The sequence below is a fragment of the Anaerotignum propionicum DSM 1682 genome (assembly GCF_001561955.1).
In the GTDB taxonomy this organism is placed as follows: Bacteria; Bacillota; Clostridia; order Lachnospirales; family Anaerotignaceae; genus Chakrabartyella; species Chakrabartyella propionicum.
On record NZ_CP014223.1, the window covers coordinates 1,871,950 to 1,890,881 of the forward strand.

Below are 18,932 nucleotides of genomic sequence, written 5' to 3' on the forward strand. Positions count from 1 at the left end.
ATGTAAACACCTTCCAAACTGCAAAGACAATGAAAAATGACAGCATCTTATGAATTCTCTTTGAATTATTTTTCATCCACATAATATAATCTCGCATCTGCTATTTTTCCGCCAATCATACTTGGATTAAAATCATACAACAGCTGATACAACATTTCCAGCTCCGTCTGCGCATCCTGTGCCGACTTAAATTCCAAGCCCATATTTGGTAAGGATTTTTGTATCACAGCTGCTTTCAAGCCTAAATACTTTTCAGCTAACGCAGCAATTTCTTCTGGATGCTCGTTTGCCCAAGTAACAGATTCTTCATATGCGTTTTGGAAATCAGCAACTAACTCTGGATTTTCGTCGATAAATTTTTGCGTTGTTCCAAATCCTGCATTAGGTATTTTTGTGTCTGTTCCAGTAACCCTTTGCCATTCATCTTCAAAGCTAAAAGCAATTCGCAAATTTTCATTTCCCATTAAGGCCTTTGTTACCTGCGGCTCAATCAATGTTCCATAAACAGCCTCACCAGATGCAAGCAAGGTAGCTACTTCAGGCGTTGTTGCATAAATTATTTCAACATCTTTTCCAACTTCCAAGCCTGCTTCTGCCAGAAAATATTGTGTTAACGCATCTGGAGGAGAAGACTGAAGAGGAATATATACGGTTTTTCCTTTTAAATCATCCCATGAATCAAAATCCGGATCGGATGTCATAAAATAAGTAACGCCCCAAGTATTTACATTCATCAAACGCACATCGAGCCCTTTGTTGTATAGCTTGGAAACAACAGTAAGAGGAAACGCAAACATATCATGCTCGCCATCTTGCACCATACCAATTAGAGTTTCTGGCTCATCCCAAACATCTAGCTTAATTTCAACATTCTCCCCCAATGCCTTTGTTTCTATCATATGCAAAATAGGTAAGGCTGGTGGTGCAGTGGGCACGCCAACTGTAATTGTTACTGGTTCAGTCGCAGAAGTACTAGCAGTAGACTGAGTATCTGGATTTTCTGAATTTACATCTGCTTTTTGGCAACCAGCCAACCCAATGCACATACAGCCCGCAAGTAATAAAGATATTAGTTTTTTCATTGATTTTTTGTCCTTTCCATAATATAATATTTTTAGTTAGAATCAACTAACACTTCCCAAAATCAAGTTAGTTTTAATTAACTCAAGAATATATTAGCATTTTTATTCTGAAAATTCGGTTGCTATAGCAACAAAAAGGAGGAAAATATGAAACAATATTTATCCATTCTAAAACAAATGCCTTTATTCGCATCCTCAGATGAAGATGCTATTGTAAATATTATTCAATGCCTTGACGGGCATACAAAAAAATTTGATAAAAATCAAATTATCTATGACTATTTTGATAAAATAAATTTTGCAGGAATTTTACTAGATGGAGAGATTCGTGTCCTCATGCAAAATTCCTGTGGGAATGAATATAGTGTGCGAAAAATTATAAAAGGCAGTCTTTTTGGAGAAGCATATGCTTGCGTATCATCCGAATGTTCAGCCATTCAAGTTGTAGCACAAAAGGAAAGTACGATTTTATTTCTAAAGTTTTCAAACCTTTTTCTTCCTCGTGCAGTTTGTTGCCCACATGCTTCTAGAGTTACAGCAAATCTTCTCCAAGAAACTGCAAAAAATAATATTTTTCAAAACCAAAAACTTCGTATATTAACACAAAAACATATCCGAGATAAAATAATTGTTTATCTTTATAGTTTGAATTCATCCAAAAACACCATTACTTTGGCCTTTAATCGACAAGAGCTAGCAAACTATTTAGGCGTAGAACGAAGTGCTTTATCCCGAGAATTATGCAGAAAAAATGAAGGATTAATTGATTTTCACAAGAATAATTTAACAATTTTATAAGAAGTCTTGTTTAAGTAAATTTATCATAATTTATAATCCAATTCTCATTACTTCCAAAGAATATGTTGGGCACCCAAATAATTTTACAAAAGGTCAATTGTAACAAGCCGTCTACGATGCATTATAGCTACTCATTGATCTATCAATTTTTTGAATATTTCCATTTTTGTGTCGTCTAAAACGTTCTTGGATATGGCTAGTGAAAAATTATAATGCAAATATAAAAAGCAAAGATTCCAATGTTAATCAGAATCTTTGCCTTTAATTTAAAACTTCATTACAAATTATTCGCCCATAAACAACTTAATATCATCTTCAACTTGTCCAATACCTGCGATGCCAAACTTCTCAACAAGAACCTTTGCAACGTTAGGAGATAAAAATCCCGGCAACGAAGGACCAAGGTGAATATTTTTAACACCTAAATAAAGCAATGCAAGTAATACAATTACGGCTTTTTGCTCATACCAAGCAATATTATATGCAATCGGCAGGTCGTTAACATCCTCAAGTTCAAATATTTCTTTTAGCTTCAGTGCGATTACTACAAGAGAATAAGAGTCATTACATTGCCCAGCATCAAGAACTCTTGGAATACCACCAATATCTCCTAGCTCAAGTTTATTATAACGGAACTTTGCACATCCCGCAGTGAGAATAACTGTATCCTTAGGGAGTTTTTTCGCAAACTCAGTGTAATACTCACGGGATTTCATTCTGCCATCACAGCCTGCCATAACAAAGAACTTTTTAATTGCTCCGGATTTTACTGCATCCACCACTTTGTCTGCAAGAGCAAAAACTTGATTATGTGCAAAGCCGCCAACAATACTACCTGATTCAATTTCTACAGGAGGCTTACACTGCTTTGCCATAGCAATGATTTCAGAAAAATCCTTTTTACCATTTTCATCAGCTGTGATGTGAGGACATTCAGGATAACCCGATGCACCAGAAGTAAAGATTCTTTTTCTGATTTCCTCACTTCTTGGAGGTACAATACAGTTTGTTGTAAACAGAATCGGTCCATTAAAGGGTTCAAATTCGGTAACTTGCTGCCACCAGGAACCGCCGTAATTTCCAGCGAAATTGTCATACTTTTTGAAGAAAGGATAGTAATGTGCTGGAAGCATTTCACCATGAGTATAAACATCAACGCCCGTGTCTTTTGTTTGTTCCATAAGTTGCTCTAAATCAGTAAGGTCATGACCTGAAATTAGTATGCCAGGGTTATTTCTAACACCAATATTAACACTGGTGATTTCAGGATTTCCATATTTAGAAGTATTTGCTTCATCTAACAGTGCCATGACCTTAACACCAAACTCGCCTGTCTTTAATGTTAAAGCCACAAGATCATCTGCCGACAGCGAATCATTGAGGGTAGCGTCAAGTGCTTCATAAATAAATGCATTGATATCAATATCTTCTTTGCCAATATTAAGAGCGTGATGGGCATATGCTGCCATACCTTTTAAACCGTAAATAATCATTTCTCTAAGAGAACGAACATCTTCATTTTCAGTTGAAAGTACACCTACTTTTGATGCCTTTTCCAACATAGATGCTCTGTCACTCACTTCAAATGCCGCCGCATCACTGAAGGTAACACCATGTACCTGTTTTTTCAACTCATTTCTAAGTCCAATCATCTTATTAATTTGAACTTCGATTGCATCACCATCAAAATTAGCATTTGTAATGGTAATAAAAAGACTTTTTAAAACTTCATGATTTACTTCACTTATAGATTTGACATCCAGCTTGCCCTTCACAACTACCTCAGAAATTCCTTTTGTAACATAAATCAATAAGTCTTGCAATTTTGCAACTTCCTCATTTTTGCCACATACACCTCTTATCTCACAACCCGTACCTTTTGCAGTTTCTTGACATTGGTAACAAAACATACTCATAATTGTTCCCTCCTTTGTACTATTTTTTTACTGGTTCAAACTCATCTTTACCCACAAAACAAATTGGACAAACCCAATCATTAGGAATATTTTCAAAAGCAGTCCCTGGAGCTATACCACTATCAGGATCGCCTATTTGTGGGTCATAGATATATCCGCATGGGACACATATATATTTTAGCATTTCGTTCCTCCTTTCAATGTTTGTGGTTTTTTAACTATTTCAAGGGTGCCGGTGCTTTTACAACAATTAGCTCCAATACTTTTTCAGATAAATTTTTTACAATCATCTTTGTGCTAACAGGAATCTTTAAAAGAGTTCCTTTATCATACTGATGAACATCTTGATCATTTAGTCCAATAGATAAAGTCCCCCTTACCACAGTCATATAAACGTTCGAATTAGAAAAATGTTCAGGGAGCCCTTGATCTTTATGAAAGACCATATGAATATAATGAATATTTTCATCCTGAATTACTTTTTCAACCGCTTTTTCATCTCCAGTTGACATTTCATAAATTTGCTCGATCATTTTTATACCTCTTGTTCATTATTTATAGTTTTAAATTGTAATTATATAGATGCTTATTCATTAGTTCCATAATGTTTAAGTATCTAATGGTTAAATTATACAACAAATTTTGACAAATGTATATCATTTTCCAACAATTTCTTTATTCGTTATAATGAATGGCTTGAACGGGACAAGCCATTATTGTTTGGCTAAGCCTCTCTCTGTCTATTTCAAAGTCAAAAGATTTTACATATGCTTTTTTACCTTGCATACCAAAAATCTCTGGGTAATTTCTGCTGCACATTGTACATCCCATGCAAAATTCCTTGTTTAATGTAAGTCCATTTGTTTTTTCTTCTTTCTGTACGATATCTTCGTCCTTCACAATTTTTGCAGTAACCCACGAAAATACCACTATCGCAATTACGGTTAATACCCAACGAATTGCCATAAACTTCATACCCAAAAATTTCACTTCGTTTAAAAGCATTGGAACCTTTATTACTGCCCACGAGCTTAAAATTATAACCAAATTTCGTACAGAAGCCCCCTTTTTGTGAAGCATGACACACATAGGAAATGCTGCATATATGGGTCCCGCAGATATGCTGCCTAAAACAAACGACAATATAATACCATTAACTTTGGATTCTTTTCCTAAGTATTTTGTGATTTTTTCCTTTGCAATCCATGTATCCAAAAGTGCAGTTAGAACAAAAATCACCGGCATTATCATAAGCATTTCTTTAATATAATAAGCACTGTTTTTCATTGATGTAACACCCATCGTTGGTTTAATTAAAAACATCAGGATATAGGCAGCTGCAACCACGATCAAGAAAATATTATCTTTCGCTTTTTTTAAGATTTTCATACAATCACCCCCATTACCATAGCGATAATTATGGCAAATATAAAACTTAATCCATTTCTGGTTGCAGTAAATTTAAGCCCAAATTCACGCCTTTCAAGTGGAAATGTTACAACCCCTACCATAGTAAGTGTAGTTAGAAATGCTACGGAAGGAACAATACTAACCCCGGCGTCAACCAGTGTACCGACAAGCGGAAAAGCAATAAAGGCAGGGATCAGTGTAATTGTTCCAAATGCCGCTGATCCCACTGTTGCTATAAACAAGGATTGACTTCCTACAAATTTGGCAATGTTTTCTGGCGGTAATATTGTTAAAATCAAACCGATTAAAAAAATAATCGATAATATGCTTCCCAACATCCCCTTTCCCATACCAAATGCCATTTTAAGCGCTTTTAGTGTCTTAGCTTTATCCTTTTTTAAGGAAATCAAAAGGAATATCATCGTTCCTATCCACATTGCTGCTGTAAATATATCCATACAAATCCCCCATTCTTTTTTGATAACACAATTATAAAACAATTTATAATCCTCAAATAGACACCGATGTTTCTTTTTGATATAATGTTTTTAAATGGAGGATTAATACACATGAATATTGACATTTTACGAAACATTCCATTATTTTCAGCTATAAAAGAATCTGATTTAGAAAAACAAACGGAAGGCAATCATATTTATCAAAAACACTATATGAAAGGTGTAACCGTTCATAATGAAAATGAAACTTGCCGTATATTAGATATTGTATTGTCAGGAAGTTTAGTTGCCTATTCTTTATCAACGAATGGTTCATCAACTACGATATTTGAATTTAGTAAGGGAAGTGTAATCGGAGCTAATTTATTATTTGGTGAAAACCACAGTTATCCTCTTAATATCTATTGTCTTACAGATTGTCAAATAATCCACGTTGACATAAATGCTGTTTTAGAATTTTTGCACGACTACAATTTTACATTGCATTATATAAGGTCAATTTCACAAAATTCACAAGGAATTAATCAAAAAATAGCAATGTTTACGCAAAGAACGCTTCGAGAAAATATTATGGATTATTTTAAACAGCAAGCTATCCTACAGAAATCTTCGGTAATTTTAATTCCAATGAGTAAAAGACAACTGGCAGACTATTTGGGGGTACAAAGACCATCCCTGTTTCGAGAGCTTAAAAAATTAAAAGATGAGGGTTTTATCGAAATTAATAACCATACAATCACAATAAAAAAAGAATACTGAAAAAAGGAATCATACAGCAAGGTAAAACCGCTGATTGATTCCTTTTTTAAATAGTAAAGTTAATTAAATCTAGCATCATAATCTATTGTCAACTTACTATAAAAACCAGCTTACGACAATTCACTTTCAACAACCATTTCTATTTTAGAAACATTAATAATATCTATATCAGGACAGTAAAAACGTATGGCTCCTTCATTGCACAATAGTGTTTTCCATCCATATCATAAAATGTCTACATACAGGAACCTCTGCGACAGCACTTTTGGGCACTATTTCTCATCTCACTAAATAAACACCTATATGTTGCCCTTGCAACATATAAAAATTTGATTTATACTCCTTTCAAGGAGGTGGTCTAAGTGCATGACGTTTATCTCAAACAACTTCAGAAAATGCCATTATTCGAGGGAATCAAGGAGACCGAAATTAATTCTGTGCTTACTTGTCTGGGAAGCTATTTACGATCCTATAAAAAGGGAGAACTTATTTTTCTTGCAGGTGAATCAATAAAATCTGTTGGCGTCATTTTAAGTGGAGCTGTTAATATGATTAAAGAGGACATTTGGGGCACCCAAACCCTTATCGTTTCCATGAAAACAGGAGAAATATTCGGAGAAACTTTTGCATGTGGAAACCTTTCCGACTCTAAAGTTACTTTTGCTGTAGGCGCAGACTGTTTGATTTTATTTCTTCCTTATAGCAAGGTCTTACATTCTTGCAGCATGTCCTGCACCTTTCATCATCGGTTAATCGAAAATATGGTAGGTCTTATTAGCAGTAAGAATGTCCAACTGATAGAAAAAATCGAAGTAACCTCTAAAAAAACTTTGCGTGAAAAAATTTTGACCTATCTTTCCATTCAGTCACAACAGCAGGGATGTTCCTATTTTGATGTTCCTTTGGGACGTCTTGAGATGGCAGCTTATCTATGTGCAGACCGCAGCGCATTAACCCGTGAATTATCACAAATGCGTTCCGAGGGCCTGTTAGACTTTGAAAAGAATACATTTCATCTTTTAAAATAAAATAATAATTAGCCCCAAATTTTAGTTTTAACTCTTTTACAACGGTTATACCTATTACACTTGTGATATGACCAATTAAACCACTGTGCATTCTATTTTATAAAGAGCAAAAACATCATCCAATTTTCCTGTCAAAATTACGCCATGCCCAGGGGCGATAGATTTCAAATTCAAGTCTGCCAAGCCCAAGACAGCGCGTTTTTCATTGGGAGTTGCCTGTGCAAATACTTTGTCGAAATATGTTTTCGCTCCTTGTAAAACGCTATCATTGGTATAGTCTTTATCCAAGGGGGGTTCGCATCCCAAATATTGCCCAAACAAATCATTAGAAAACAAAATTTGCTCATTTTCAAAATAAGTGACCATATTATCATCCCAATGTAATCCTGGCGTATGGGTAAAGCGGAACTCAAATGTTCCAATTTTCAAAGTAGATAAATTAGTAACTTCTATAAAATTTGCATTTGGATAACGAGAAACCAAGCGATGTTTGCAAGCTGCTGTGCAGTAAATTGGAATATCTGCCCTGTCAGACAGCAATAGTCCAAGAGCTCCACTATGATCCTCCTCGGAATGATTAAGGATGATGGCATCCAACTGGCTAAGAGGAACTAATTGTTTTAATTCAGCCATGAACACCTCTCCAGCTTTTTCAGGAACAGTATCAATAAGCACATTTTTTTCTCCCCTCAGGAGATACGCCAAAAATGAAAAACTACGATCCGGCTTTTGGATAACCTTTCCGAGAACTGTACACATTTCTGAAATTGAATAATGCATAAATCTTCCTCCTTTTATTCATGATTGATTTAGTTATGTTAGTGATAGTTATAGTTTAACATAAGCTTCTCTTTATAATGTTGCGTGCGCAACATTAAATTAAAAAAGGTGGAAACATTATTGTTTGCTCCCACCACTTCATTTTTTTCAAGCGTAACTGGCTTTTCCTTGTATGTCCAACATAATAAATTTCACTCCAAGTCGGATTTAATACAAAAGTGGTTTCTATGAACCGTTATCAGCCCTTCCCGTTGCATTTTGCTTAATTCATTCGAAAGCGCACTGCGGTCTACGCTTAAGTAATCGGCCAACTGCTGCCGATTAAAAGGGATGTCAAATTCACGTCTACCCTCACGAGTGGCCTGGAAAGAAAGATAAGAAAGTAACCGCCCGCGAATAGACTTTGCTGAAGTATGAAAAATACGACGGGATAAAGTTAAATTCTTCTGAGCCGAAATTGTCAACAGGTTACGAATTAACTTTCCATGGTGTCCGCAGGCGGATGAACACGGTTGTAATGTTTTGGCTACATTCAGAAATAAAACCACTGTGCTTTCAGCAGCCACAGCACTAACCATCAAGGGTTCTCCCGGCGCACAGGCATAGGTTTCCGCAAATACTTGGCCATGTCCGATTTTATCTAAAACACTTTTATTTCCCCAGAGATCATCGTGCTCAATAGAAACACTACCGGTTATTACTATCCCAATTTTAGGGACAGTATCACCTGCACGGTAAATCACTTCATCTTTTTGGTAGCATTTTTCTTCCGCCAACAGGCAGCCCAACATAGAAGTCACTTCTTCTGGTGTAATTCCACGAAACAAACTTGTATTTGATAAAAAAAGAGCATCCATCTTTATCCCACCATTTCATATTACACATTTTTCATTTGCTAAGGCTATGATACTATGAGCAGAGGAGCAAGTCGATCAATAGCGTTGATTTTCAGCTATATTTCTAGAATATTTTTTAGTGAAAAAAATGGGCGTTACTGTACCTTAACCTCGGGATTCTTTTCCCCAAACTTCTCCATCAATTCCTGTTCAATTTCCCTGCACTGCTTTCCTGATTTCTCACGAGTCTTGATTAGCTTATATGCTTGAAATAGCTGTGACGGTCCGATTTCCGAACTAAAATAACCAATTCCCTGATTCCACGCCAGAAGTTCAAAGACATCATCCAACGCAGCAGAATCAAGCCCATGGATATACGCCTTTACCAATTCTCTCGTTGCCTGACGCATTCGCCCCGCACCCACAGCATTGGTCAAAGAAAGCAACAGCCGCATCTCGTAAGGTAACGTTCGCTTTTGGTCATTCCATGTAAGATCCCAAAAGTCCACAGCTATTTGGCCCAGCCTTTCATCAATCATGGGATAGTTCAGCAAAGCCAAGGGGCGGAAGGGAGCCATTTCAGCCGTCTCCGTCTCCTGCACGCGGTAGAAATAAATATGAAACTCATCCGCTCCCACTTGTTTTGCAAAATGTTCAAATCCCAGAGCTTCCATGGGTGCATAAAGGGGTAGTGGCTCAAAGGTTTGAATAATTGTTAACCCAGAACCTTTGCTCAAACCACCAGCACGTTTTTGCAATCCGGGAAAAAAATTTCCTTGTAGGTGGCGAACATCAATGCATTCAAAATTTGAAATTTGATCCTTCCATTGTTCAAAGCCCATAATATTGTCCCTTCTTTCTTTAAATTAGCAATATTTTTCTATAAGCTGCTTTAGCAAGTTCAAAGCGGTTTCCTGAATCCCCTTCTCTTTTGCTTGACTTTCAAAAAGCTCCACTTCACTGTTTATACTTTGCAAAACATCATCCGTAAGGCTGCGGCCTGCAAAGGTATAGACTACGTTATCCTCTTTGTCTATATGACGTTGTAACAGGTTCACCCATGCACCTGCATTCACCAGAATTTCCAGCTTGTCCAGAGTATTCGGCGTGGACTCATAACGCCCTAATGCGCTTTCAAGCTCCCCTAAATGAAACCTTCCCATATCATGCTCAACCAACATGCCGTTTTGAATCAGCTTCACGGCAGCGGTACCCAGTCTACCCATCATCTCTCGGAACAAAATCTGCTCCTCTTTTCCATGATGATGTTGATCCGCATAGGTTCGTGCAAATGTAATCATATCCCGAAAATCATTTACTTCCACAGGATCACCCTCTAATATACGACAACACGCATTACGGATTACCGCTACAAGGGAAAGAATATTTTTATGCTCCTGCACCATTAAATCAATAGAATTCATTTTTTACACCTCCTGAATGAGAAACTGCTTGTCTATTTGCTGAAAAGAAAAACCACTGCCTGAAAGACTTCCTAAAATAAAGGCACCTCGCAATAAATAATAGTTTTCAATCTTTCCGCCTACTGCATCCCAAAAAGGCAAATGCAAATCCACCGTCTGGTGCCAAAGAACATGTTCTGCGCTCTGTTCCAAAATTTCATTGACATGGTCACAGGGCATACCCTCCAACAGTACATCATTCAATGCGCGGTAAACTGCTTGGGCATCACTAGAAGCAGGCAACGGATTTTGCAACCCCAGTTGAAATGCTGCCTGTTTGAGCTTTTCAATTTGTGTAGTATCGTTATGCAAAATTTCTGTCACTGCGGCGGCAAAGCGTTTCTCCGCAATGCCGATTTGGCTTTGCAACCAACCATGGATATTTCCGTTATCTATCACTTGTTCCAATGGGCGTCGTTCAACAATTCCATAAACGGTATTCAGCTTATTTTCCAAGGCGGTACGATCGTCCTCAGACGAAATGGAAGACAGCATTGCTTCCGTCAAGCTCTCCTGTAACTGAATTTTGCGGTAAAGCCAGTAATGAATTGGCCCTAAAAACGCACTCATACGCTCATCCCTTTCTAAAAATGTGGTCATGGAACAACAAAGTATCCCATGACCTTAATCTTAAACTTATCCGTTTACCTTATCATTAACAGCTTTTAGCACATCATTCACATTTAAGCCATGAACCATACATGCATCTGACAAAGTCTCCATCTGGGAGGAAGGACAACCCAGACAATGCATTCCACACTCCATCAGTGCAGGAGCGGTTTCAGGGTATTTGCGCAAAATATCGCCCATAATCATATCACCACTAACAGCGTCGGTTGTGGCAGCTTCATCAAAAAACAGCTTTAAATCGTCCTCTACTGTTCCAATCCCTGCAATGCCGAAATTCTCCACCAATACCTTTGCTACATTCGGGCTAAGGAAGGCAGGAAGTGTTGGCCCTAAATGAATATTTTTTACACCCAGATGCAATAAAGCCAGAAGTACAATCACTGCCTTTTGTTCATACCAAGCAATGTTATAAACAATTGGCAAATCGTTAATGTCCTCCAATCCAAAAACCTCTTTCAGCTTTAGGGCAATCACAACCAAGGAGTAGGAGTCATTGCACTGTCCCGCATCCAATACGCGGGGAATCCCGCCGATGTCACCTAAATCAAGCTTGTTATACTTATACTTGGCACAACCTGCGGTGAGGATAACCGCATCCTTGGGCAGAGCCTTAGCAAAGTCAGTATAATAATTACGGCTTTTGGAACGACCATCACAACCTGCCATAACCACAAACTTTTTGATTGCACCGGATTTCACAGCCCCAACCACTTGATCAGCCAGAGCCAGAACTTGGTTGTGTGCAAAGCCGCCGATGATTTCTCCAGTTTCAATTTCTGTTGGAGCTACACAACGTTTTGCTTGTTCAATGATTTCAGAGAAATCCTTTTCCTCTCCGACTGCACCAGAAATATGCTTGCAACCAGGGAAGCCTGCCGCACCAGTGGTATACAGACGATTTTTATAGCTATCCTTAGGAGGAACGATACAGTTGGTAGTCATGAGAATCGGGCCATTAAAGGACTCAAATTCTTCTTTCTGTTTCCACCAAGCATTCCCGTAGTTACCCACAAAATTGGAATACTTCTTAAATGCAGGATAGTAGTGAGCAGGAAGCATCTCCGAGTGAGTATATACGTCCACACCGGTTCCTTGGGTCTGCTGAAGCAGCATTTCCAAATCTCTCAGGTCATGCCCGGAAATCAAAATACCTGGGCGAGAACCCACGCCAATGCTTACCTTGGTAATCTCGGGATTGCCATAGGCTTGTGTATTGGCCTTGTCCAGCAGAGCCATACCGGAAACACCATACTTTCCAGTTTCCAGTGTCAGCGCCACCAAATCGTCTGCGGAAAGCTTATCATCCAGAGTGGCAGACAAAGCACGCTGGAGAAAGGCATCAACTTCAGTATCTTCTTCCAGCAAAACGTTGGCATGCTTGGAGTAGGCAGAAAGTCCTTTTAAACCATAAGTAATCAGTTCACGCAAAGAGCGAATATCTTCATTTTCTGTAGAAAGCACACCTACCATAGCCGCCTTTGCCTCAAATGTAGCTTCATCTCCATCCCAATGTGCCGCCTCAGGCAACATTTGGCCGTTTCTTACTTGGGCAAGCAGTTCACGCTTTGCATCCAGTGTTGCACGGATACGGGCTGTGATAGCTTCTTTATCAAAGTTGGCGTTGGTAATCGTTATGAAAAGATTTAATGAAATCAAATGATTTATTGCGGAGGAAACCTCCCCACCCTGGACGCGAAGGGCCGTAGTAACAGCTGACAGACCCTTAGTTACATATATTAATAGATCCTGCATTGCAGCAACATCGGGCTTTTTGCCACAAACACCCATCTGAGTGCATCCAGTACATCCTGCAGTTTCCTCACATTGATAACAAAACATTTTATTTTCCATGGTTATTACTCCTTTATCTTCATATGATTTTAATTTTTATCGTTTTTATCATTTGTTTTCTATCAGCTCACTGGTGGAAAAACAACGGTAAGCATCATTTTGAAGGCTTCTTTGGCAAATACCGCATGAGGTTTCTTTGCAGGCATAATCAAGGTCTCCCCTGCACTCAAAACGTATTCAGAGCCATCCACAGTGAACTGACCTGTTCCTTCCAATACCAAAACCATTGCATCACCGCTAGAATCATGAGAGCTGATTTCCTCACCTTTCGAGAATGCAAAAAGAGTAATGCTGATATGGTGATTTTGTGTCAGCGTTTTACTTACAATTTGCCCAGCTTGAACAGAAACTTCGTCTTTTAAAAACAAGGCTGCTTCATGTTCTATGTTTTTGATATAATTCACTCAAGAACCTCCTCAGTCATCGTTTTCGATGGCATTCACAGGACAGCCACTTTGGGCCTGTGCGGCTGCATCCAGCACATCTGTGGGAACTTCTTTTTTGGAAGCAATTGCAATCCCTGCATCCGTCATTTCAAAAACCTCTGGACAAGCCATTGCGCATAACCCACACCCGATACAACTGTCGTTCACAAAATACTTCATAAGAACATCTCCTTTTCAGAATCACTCGTTAAAATGTTATTTTTATTTGTTGACACAATAATATCATGTAATTCACAACATTTATGTTGTTAAAACAACATAAATAAAATTTTTTCAATATGTTATTGCTTATAATTTTAGTAATTTTCCCAGTTCTATCTCACTATGCCCCGTTATGTTTCAAGATTAATCTACATTATTTATTTTAGTTTCTCTAAAAATCAACTTTTACAAAAGAACTACTTTTTTTGCTAACATAGTATCCTTTTGCTTATCTTTATTTTCACTTTTTGAGTAAATATATAAATCCTAATTTTTACATAATTGTTAACTTGCCTATTTTCAACAATGCTGTCTCATCAACCTATCAAAAGCTAATCTGTCCACTCAACCCTACGGCTTACATTTACAAATTGTCTTTTCCCTTCTCTCAAAAACAAAAAAACAGAGAGTCAGGAAAATACTCCCAACTCTCGGAAACCCTATATTTTAAGCCTTTTTAGACCCCTTACTTGTCCGCCCTTGTAATCAACGCTATCGTCTCAACGTGGATTGAGAGGACAGGATTGATGTTTTATATCTTTGGCCGTTGAAGGGAACTGGTCCACTACAACTTAAATCTATTGAAGTTGTTCAATCAAAACGGAGTGCCCTTATTTTAAAAAGCACTCCATTTCATCTTGTTATTACCTGTTAATTAATTTTGATTCAACTAATAAGTTCCTAATTGCCTGAGCAGCTTCTGCGTAAGTCAGATTCGCTTTCGGTGATATGGTTACCGCTGTAGTTCCATTGAATACATGGGCGGATAATACATTCTTTACATTTGTTTTTGCCCAATCACCTACTTGAGCAAAATCTGTATAGTTTTGGTAACGATTTTCATCATTTCCTACAAGATTTGTAATCTTCATGGCTCTTTGGTACATAGCCATTGCTTCTTCTCTTGTAATCTGGTTATCTCCTCTAAATGTTCCATCAGCATATCCCCCGAAACAATGCCATACTCATTTGCTATCAGTATCCCTAATATTCTTGCGTCTGTAGCAGTTACATCTTTGAAATTATTTTCATGCTTTGAGCCCTCTCTATATAACCCCAACGCTCTAACGATATACTCTGCAAAATCTGCTCTAGTTATAGCTTTATCTGGCTCAAAACTCTCTGCATTAAAAACAACCAATCTTGACGCCATATCGTTTACTGCATCTTTTGCCCAATGATGTTCAACGGACTTTACGGTTACTGGATTCCAAATAACCGAGTAGTCCGAATTAGTCATGGAATTCAGCCTTGCATACCATTTACCATTCTTTTGATATACCTCTGTAGGGACATGGCTATAAGTCCCATCTGCATTAAATACAACACCTGTTGTAATCTTGCTAGGGTCAACGCCAGATGGAATTTCCATAACTCTTTCTACATAGTTGCTAAACTTATTGATACTCTGTTCTTTTGTTGTTCCGTCCGTGTTTGTTGTCTTTGCTACAATTTCAAATTGCACAGGAGGGAATACCAATTCTGCACTGTTTGCCTTGGCAACTTCGTTATACTTTTCAACCACCTTTTCATCCAGCTTAGTGATTTTCACTTCCACTTTAATATCAGCTTTTTCACCAATCCATAACTCCTTAATTTACACGAATAAACATAATCGGCAGTTCAAATACACAGGTGTAATTGTTAGAACTACCAGGTAAGTCTTTCTCCTAGTTTTTTTATATTATCAACCAATCTATCAAATGTCACAATCTTAGTATTTATTTTTTCATACATACTTTGACTTCGAACATCTAAGGCCGTTAGATTCATAAAATCTCTTCTACTTACAACTAGATAATAATATATTCTGTATACAGGAACATCTATCCCTTGTTGTAAAAGTTCTATATTTTTCAAGAAGTAATCCCTATTACTATCTATCCACCTTTTCCAATCTTGTATTTGGGTTAAGCCCTTTCTTACACTTTCACTTTCTGTATTAGCTGAAGTAATAAGATAGTGTGTGTTTGCCTTTTCAAATTCAATAAGGACAATACTATATCCATCAGAATTCTTTCCCACTAGCATATAATCAGCAGCATACTCATTTCCCAGTTGCTGTTCTGGGAATAGATATGCATCATGATGACCAAAATTATAATCCAAGAATATTGATCCAGGTATAAACCATTTCTTATTCTGCTTAATATATTGCTGAATTTTCAACTCATTTTCTGCAGTATATATTATATTTTGTAATTTACTAGCTTCTAGTTCAAAATCCATGTCCTTGTATTCTCCCAAGTACAGAAAATTGTTGGGGAAGAGAGACCTTTTATGCCATATGAATTTTCTTATTTCTTTATCTGGATGGGAAAAACGTGGAAAGTTGCGAGTATTCTTTGGTCCTTTTTTTGATTCATATGCAAGTTCTGCTTCATATGCCTCCTGCTCTTTTTCAGTTAATATCAATTCATAATTTCTATCCTGTAACTTCATTCTTTTCCTCCAAGTAATCTATTTTCTTATTTTAAAAATTATCAATTATTCAACAAACGCAAGAACCTACACAAAACGGTATAGTGGTTCCTTTGTCAAGGCAGCCTAAAGTAAATTCTTAATGAACCATTTTTTACCAGTGATTGTTTGTCAGAAGGAATATACATATTTGTAGGTATGACAAATAATCCTCCATTAAGATGCTACTTTTACCCCATGATAAATTTCATATGGTGTTTTGTAACCATGTGTTGAATGAGGATGTTCTTCATTATAGGATTTCATAAACTTATTAATACCAGCCCGTAGCTCTCTAGGGGTTTGGTAATGATAAATATAAATATCATCATATTTAAGTGTTCTAAAGAATCTTTCAACAATGATATTATCTGCCCATCGCCCTTTACCATCCATACTGATTTTGATGCTGTGATGCTTTAAGAGATTAGTATATTCAAGGCTAGTAAACTGACTGCCCTGATCACTATTAATAATTTCAGGTACTCCATATATGGCAATAGCCTTTTTAACACAAGCTATTACCGATTCAACTTGTAATGTGTCCGAAAGCTCATAACCTACTATGTAACGAGAATGCCAGTCAATAATAGCAGTAAGATACATAAAGCTTCTGCCAAGGGGAATGTATGTGATATCAATAGACCATACTTGATTAGGCCTATCAATAGTAAGATTACGCAGTAGATAAGGGTAAACCTTATGCTGCTTATTAGGCATTGAAAGGTTTGGTTTTGGATAGATGGCATAGATTCTCATTTCTTGCATGTAACGTCTCACAAGCTTTCTTCCTACGAAATAGCCTTGCTCTATAAGATGTGCAGATATTCTCCTAGTTCCCCATGCTGGATGATCCATATGAATACGATCAATAAGATGCTTAATTTTTATTTCACATACAGTAGGGGCTTGTTCTTGGTAGTAAATACTACTACGATTAAGCTCAAGGAGTTTACACTGTCTACTGATAGACAGTTTAGGATCGTCCTTTGTAACCAGTTCTTTCTTCCCAGCCATGTCCAAGAGCTTGATCAGATTTTTTTTTGAGCCAGTTCACATCTACCGTAAGCTGGCCAATTGTATTATAAAGTTGATCGATTTTCTTTTCGTAGTCAATACGTTCTTGTTCAAAAGAAGCTTCTTTTTTATTATCAAAGGCACTTGATGCATTAGCTAAAAATTCTTTCTTCCAGTTACGAAGAACATTTGGAGCAATCTCATGCTCAGCAGCTATTTGATTCAGCTCCTTTTCTTCACGAAGAAGCTCTAGTACAACTTGTATTTTGAATTCTGGTGTAAAACTACGTCTTTTTTTCATGTGAATACCGTCCTTTTTTAGATGTATTTATTATAACAGAATTCACTAAGAAATTTGAAGTAACCTGTCTAGATTACAGGTACCATTATACTCGCTGTTGGTTCCAATTCATAAAAAATATCATCATCACTTAAATTATCATATCCTATAATTAAATTATATAGATATGCCGCAACACTAAGTAACTTGCTTTGTGCTAAACTATTGCTACCAAAACAGCCTTTTTTACTTAAGTGTTTCATCCACTCTTGTTTTTGCTCCTTCCAATTTTCGTTTGGTCTATTTAATGTATCAAGCTGAGTTCCTACCACATAAATTTTTTCAGGATTGTATCTACTATTTGCAAACACACTATATATAGTAGCAAGTTCTCCGCCTGTTAAAGCATCAGATTTAACACAAACAAGAACTGCATTGGCTCTATCTATGTATGTTCTTGTTATATCTGAACGATATCTAACTGGATCATCTAATCCTGGAGTATCGACATATACTACCCCTTTTGGAATATTTGAGTTTATAATCCCAACTTCGACCTCTTTTACAAAATAATGCGTTGCCTCTTTAGATGAAGTCCATTTTTTAATCTCTTCTTTTAATTCTTCAATGTTATCAAAAAATTTTGTTACTGGCTCTTTGTTTAACCAATTATTTTTTTCTGCTTCTGCATTAAGTTCCCCATACTCTTGCATAAATACTTCTGCCTTAGACTCCCTTACGCTATTCCAAAGAATATTCCATTCCTCCTGAGAGTAGAAAGTTAGATTAACATAATTTTGTTTTTCTGCAGCCTTAAATTTTGTTAAAGCAGCTGTTTCAGGTGTCACTGCTGTAGAAGCTAAATCTTGACCTAATAATGCATTGATTAATGTAGATTTTCCCGCTTTAATAGCTCCAACAAAAGCTATATGAAATTCAGGATTTTGGCACATATCTAAAAACCTGCTTAAATTATGAATTACATTACTACTTATATTTTCTCGTATGTGATTATTATTAAGAGCATTTTTCAGGATGAATGTTTTTTTATAATACTTATTTACTGTAGAATCCCAAATAATATCTACACAACCTTCGCTTGCAATTTCTTTTTGGAAGTCATCTACAGTTTTTTGTATTTTTCTCTTTGCCTCTTCAAAGGTAGAGACTTTTGTTATTTTTTTATTTTTGTGTCTACTTTTGACAATAGTCCAACTGGCTCTACCCGTCAGATTGAATAATCCAATATTAATTAATAAATGAGTAATGATTGATGCAATAGAAATCATAGCGGAAGTCAACACAGGCGACAGGCAAAGAATTAAAGACTAGCTAGGAGAATGAGTTCAATAGAATACAGTCCCAATCTCTTGGTGCATAAAAGAAGCGTAGCAGTCAATACACTGCTACGCTTCAATATCTAACTTACTTGGGTAACATTACTCTTTTCAAGCTCAGGCATAACCTCTTTTCTAGATTTATTTTTAGGCTATCATTTATGCCCTTTTTCATTTACT

General features: G+C 36.8%; 22 protein-coding genes and 1 pseudogene. 3 read left to right on the forward strand and 20 right to left on the reverse strand.

The genetic code is table 11. The annotated features are described in order from the left end of the window. Nucleotides 1-65: 65 nt before the first annotated feature. Nucleotides 66-1,082, reverse strand: coding sequence for an ABC transporter substrate-binding protein (locus tag CPRO_RS08705; protein ID WP_066050496.1), 1,017 nt, complete (start codon nt 1,080-1,082; stop codon nt 66-68). A gap of 147 nt (nt 1,083-1,229) precedes the next feature. Between CPRO_RS08705 and CPRO_RS08710 the strand changes: the two genes are divergently transcribed. Then, nucleotides 1,230-1,880 (forward strand): Crp/Fnr family transcriptional regulator, encoded by a 651-nt coding sequence (locus tag CPRO_RS08710; RefSeq protein ID WP_066050499.1) that lies wholly within the window; start codon nt 1,230-1,232, stop codon nt 1,878-1,880. 284 nt (nt 1,881-2,164) lie between these two features. On the opposite strand, the gene hcp (CPRO_RS08715) is transcribed toward CPRO_RS08710, so the two are convergent. From hcp (CPRO_RS08715) to CPRO_RS08735, 5 genes are all read right to left on the reverse strand, one after another. After that, a complete protein-coding gene (gene hcp / locus CPRO_RS08715; protein WP_066050502.1) occupies nt 2,165-3,796 on the reverse strand; it encodes a hydroxylamine reductase in 1,632 nt (543 codons plus the stop codon). Nucleotides 3,797-3,815: 19 nt separating this feature from the next. Continuing rightward, nucleotides 3,816-3,980, reverse strand: coding sequence for a rubredoxin (gene rd / locus CPRO_RS08720; RefSeq protein ID WP_066050505.1), 165 nt, complete (start codon nt 3,978-3,980; stop codon nt 3,816-3,818). A gap of 34 nt (nt 3,981-4,014) precedes the next feature. Then, nucleotides 4,015-4,329: a cupin domain-containing protein gene (locus CPRO_RS08725; protein ID WP_066050507.1), complete on the reverse strand. Its 315-nt coding sequence runs from the start codon at nt 4,327-4,329 to the stop codon at nt 4,015-4,017. A gap of 142 nt (nt 4,330-4,471) precedes the next feature. Further along, entirely contained in the window at nt 4,472-5,185 is a 714-nt protein-coding gene (locus CPRO_RS08730; RefSeq protein ID WP_066050510.1) for a permease, read from the reverse strand. Beyond that, complete coding sequence (locus CPRO_RS08735; protein ID WP_066050513.1) at nt 5,182-5,664, reverse strand: permease; 483 nt, start codon at nt 5,662-5,664, stop codon at nt 5,182-5,184. The genes CPRO_RS08730 and CPRO_RS08735 overlap by 4 nt, the downstream gene beginning before the upstream one ends. Before the next feature lie 111 nt (nt 5,665-5,775). Between CPRO_RS08735 and CPRO_RS08740 the strand changes: the two genes are divergently transcribed. Further along, complete coding sequence (locus CPRO_RS08740; RefSeq protein ID WP_066050516.1) at nt 5,776-6,423, forward strand: Crp/Fnr family transcriptional regulator; 648 nt, start codon at nt 5,776-5,778, stop codon at nt 6,421-6,423. A gap of 362 nt (nt 6,424-6,785) precedes the next feature. After that, on the forward strand, nt 6,786-7,451 hold the full coding sequence (locus CPRO_RS08745; protein ID WP_236782333.1) for a Crp/Fnr family transcriptional regulator: 666 nt from the start codon (nt 6,786-6,788) through the stop codon (nt 7,449-7,451). 75 nt (nt 7,452-7,526) lie between these two features. Here the strand turns inward: CPRO_RS08745 and CPRO_RS08750 are convergent, their stop codons facing one another. From CPRO_RS08750 to CPRO_RS08815, 14 genes and pseudogenes are all read right to left on the reverse strand, one after another. Continuing rightward, complete coding sequence (locus CPRO_RS08750) at nt 7,527-8,231, reverse strand: FprA family A-type flavoprotein (protein WP_066050518.1); 705 nt, start codon at nt 8,229-8,231, stop codon at nt 7,527-7,529. A gap of 191 nt (nt 8,232-8,422) precedes the next feature. Continuing rightward, complete coding sequence (locus tag CPRO_RS08755) at nt 8,423-9,088, reverse strand: Crp/Fnr family transcriptional regulator (RefSeq protein WP_066050521.1); 666 nt, start codon at nt 9,086-9,088, stop codon at nt 8,423-8,425. A 134-nt stretch (nt 9,089-9,222) separates the two neighbouring features. After that, entirely contained in the window at nt 9,223-9,909 is a 687-nt protein-coding gene (locus CPRO_RS08760) for a DUF2249 domain-containing protein (RefSeq protein WP_200777685.1), read from the reverse strand. A gap of 24 nt (nt 9,910-9,933) precedes the next feature. Continuing rightward, nucleotides 9,934-10,491, reverse strand: a complete 558-nt coding sequence (locus CPRO_RS08765) for a hemerythrin domain-containing protein (RefSeq protein ID WP_066050527.1) — start codon at nt 10,489-10,491, stop codon at nt 9,934-9,936. A gap of 3 nt (nt 10,492-10,494) precedes the next feature. Next, nucleotides 10,495-11,100 (reverse strand): hypothetical protein, encoded by a 606-nt coding sequence (locus CPRO_RS08770; RefSeq protein WP_066050530.1) that lies wholly within the window; start codon nt 11,098-11,100, stop codon nt 10,495-10,497. 66 nt (nt 11,101-11,166) lie between these two features. After that, nucleotides 11,167-13,011, reverse strand: a complete 1,845-nt coding sequence (gene hcp / locus CPRO_RS08775) for a hydroxylamine reductase (RefSeq protein ID WP_066050533.1) — start codon at nt 13,009-13,011, stop codon at nt 11,167-11,169. Nucleotides 13,012-13,073: 62 nt separating this feature from the next. Continuing rightward, nucleotides 13,074-13,415 carry a cupin domain-containing protein gene (locus tag CPRO_RS08780; protein ID WP_066050536.1) on the reverse strand — a complete coding sequence of 114 codons (342 nt, stop codon included), beginning with the start codon at nt 13,413-13,415 and terminating at the stop codon, nt 13,074-13,076. A 12-nt stretch (nt 13,416-13,427) separates the two neighbouring features. After that, a complete protein-coding gene (locus tag CPRO_RS08785) occupies nt 13,428-13,616 on the reverse strand; it encodes a ferredoxin (RefSeq protein ID WP_066050538.1) in 189 nt (62 codons plus the stop codon). A 686-nt stretch (nt 13,617-14,302) separates the two neighbouring features. Further along, nucleotides 14,303-14,551, reverse strand: coding sequence for an S-layer homology domain-containing protein (locus CPRO_RS08790; protein ID WP_066050541.1), 249 nt, complete (start codon nt 14,549-14,551; stop codon nt 14,303-14,305). Nucleotides 14,552-14,748: 197 nt separating this feature from the next. Then, a pseudogene (locus tag CPRO_RS16245) lies at nt 14,749-15,030 on the reverse strand (hypothetical protein); the annotation flags it as partial. A gap of 278 nt (nt 15,031-15,308) precedes the next feature. Next, nucleotides 15,309-16,100 carry a Shedu anti-phage system protein SduA domain-containing protein gene (locus CPRO_RS08800; protein WP_066050546.1) on the reverse strand — a complete coding sequence of 264 codons (792 nt, stop codon included), beginning with the start codon at nt 16,098-16,100 and terminating at the stop codon, nt 15,309-15,311. Between the two features lie 195 nt (nt 16,101-16,295). Next, on the reverse strand, nt 16,296-17,135 hold the full coding sequence (locus CPRO_RS08805) for an IS3 family transposase (RefSeq protein WP_066050549.1): 840 nt from the start codon (nt 17,133-17,135) through the stop codon (nt 16,296-16,298). Further along, nucleotides 17,095-17,436 carry a transposase gene (locus tag CPRO_RS16045; protein WP_066050552.1) on the reverse strand — a complete coding sequence of 114 codons (342 nt, stop codon included), beginning with the start codon at nt 17,434-17,436 and terminating at the stop codon, nt 17,095-17,097. The genes CPRO_RS08805 and CPRO_RS16045 overlap by 41 nt, the downstream gene beginning before the upstream one ends. Before the next feature lie 68 nt (nt 17,437-17,504). After that, nucleotides 17,505-18,704, reverse strand: coding sequence for a dynamin family protein (locus CPRO_RS08815; protein WP_066050555.1), 1,200 nt, complete (start codon nt 18,702-18,704; stop codon nt 17,505-17,507). Nucleotides 18,705-18,932: the final 228 nt, after the last annotated feature.

What these genes read in the sequence shown, in the direction of transcription:
- CPRO_RS08735 (WP_066050513.1), bottom strand. Translation starts at nt 5,664, where the DNA reads ATGGATATATTTACAGCAGCAATGTGGATAGGAACGATGATATTCCTT.
- CPRO_RS08755 (WP_066050521.1), bottom strand. Translation starts at nt 9,088, where the DNA reads ATGGATGCTCTTTTTTTATCAAATACAAGTTTGTTTCGTGGAATTACA.
- CPRO_RS16045 (WP_066050552.1), bottom strand. Translation starts at nt 17,436, where the DNA reads ATGAAAAAAAGACGTAGTTTTACACCAGAATTCAAAATACAAGTTGTA.
- CPRO_RS08800 (WP_066050546.1), bottom strand. Translation starts at nt 16,100, where the DNA reads ATGAAGTTACAGGATAGAAATTATGAATTGATATTAACTGAAAAAGAG.
- CPRO_RS08790 (WP_066050541.1), bottom strand. Translation starts at nt 14,551, where the DNA reads ATGGCTATGTACCAAAGAGCCATGAAGATTACAAATCTTGTAGGAAAT.
- CPRO_RS08815 (WP_066050555.1), bottom strand. Translation starts at nt 18,704, where the DNA reads ATGATTTCTATTGCATCAATCATTACTCATTTATTAATTAATATTGGA.
- hcp (WP_066050533.1), bottom strand. Translation starts at nt 13,011, where the DNA reads ATGGAAAATAAAATGTTTTGTTATCAATGTGAGGAAACTGCAGGATGT.
- CPRO_RS08770 (WP_066050530.1), bottom strand. Translation starts at nt 11,100, where the DNA reads ATGAGTGCGTTTTTAGGGCCAATTCATTACTGGCTTTACCGCAAAATT.
- CPRO_RS08740 (WP_066050516.1), top strand. Translation starts at nt 5,776, where the DNA reads ATGAATATTGACATTTTACGAAACATTCCATTATTTTCAGCTATAAAA.
- rd (WP_066050505.1), bottom strand. Translation starts at nt 3,980, where the DNA reads ATGCTAAAATATATATGTGTCCCATGCGGATATATCTATGACCCACAA.
- hcp (WP_066050502.1), bottom strand. Translation starts at nt 3,796, where the DNA reads ATGAGTATGTTTTGTTACCAATGTCAAGAAACTGCAAAAGGTACGGGT.
- CPRO_RS08760 (WP_200777685.1), bottom strand. Translation starts at nt 9,909, where the DNA reads ATGGGCTTTGAACAATGGAAGGATCAAATTTCAAATTTTGAATGCATT.
- CPRO_RS08805 (WP_066050549.1), bottom strand. Translation starts at nt 17,135, where the DNA reads ATGGCTGGGAAGAAAGAACTGGTTACAAAGGACGATCCTAAACTGTCT.
- CPRO_RS08750 (WP_066050518.1), bottom strand. Translation starts at nt 8,231, where the DNA reads ATGCATTATTCAATTTCAGAAATGTGTACAGTTCTCGGAAAGGTTATC.
- CPRO_RS08705 (WP_066050496.1), bottom strand. Translation starts at nt 1,082, where the DNA reads ATGAAAAAACTAATATCTTTATTACTTGCGGGCTGTATGTGCATTGGG.
- CPRO_RS08730 (WP_066050510.1), bottom strand. Translation starts at nt 5,185, where the DNA reads ATGAAAATCTTAAAAAAAGCGAAAGATAATATTTTCTTGATCGTGGTT.
- CPRO_RS08785 (WP_066050538.1), bottom strand. Translation starts at nt 13,616, where the DNA reads ATGAAGTATTTTGTGAACGACAGTTGTATCGGGTGTGGGTTATGCGCA.
- CPRO_RS08710 (WP_066050499.1), top strand. Translation starts at nt 1,230, where the DNA reads ATGAAACAATATTTATCCATTCTAAAACAAATGCCTTTATTCGCATCC.
- CPRO_RS08725 (WP_066050507.1), bottom strand. Translation starts at nt 4,329, where the DNA reads ATGATCGAGCAAATTTATGAAATGTCAACTGGAGATGAAAAAGCGGTT.
- CPRO_RS08765 (WP_066050527.1), bottom strand. Translation starts at nt 10,491, where the DNA reads ATGAATTCTATTGATTTAATGGTGCAGGAGCATAAAAATATTCTTTCC.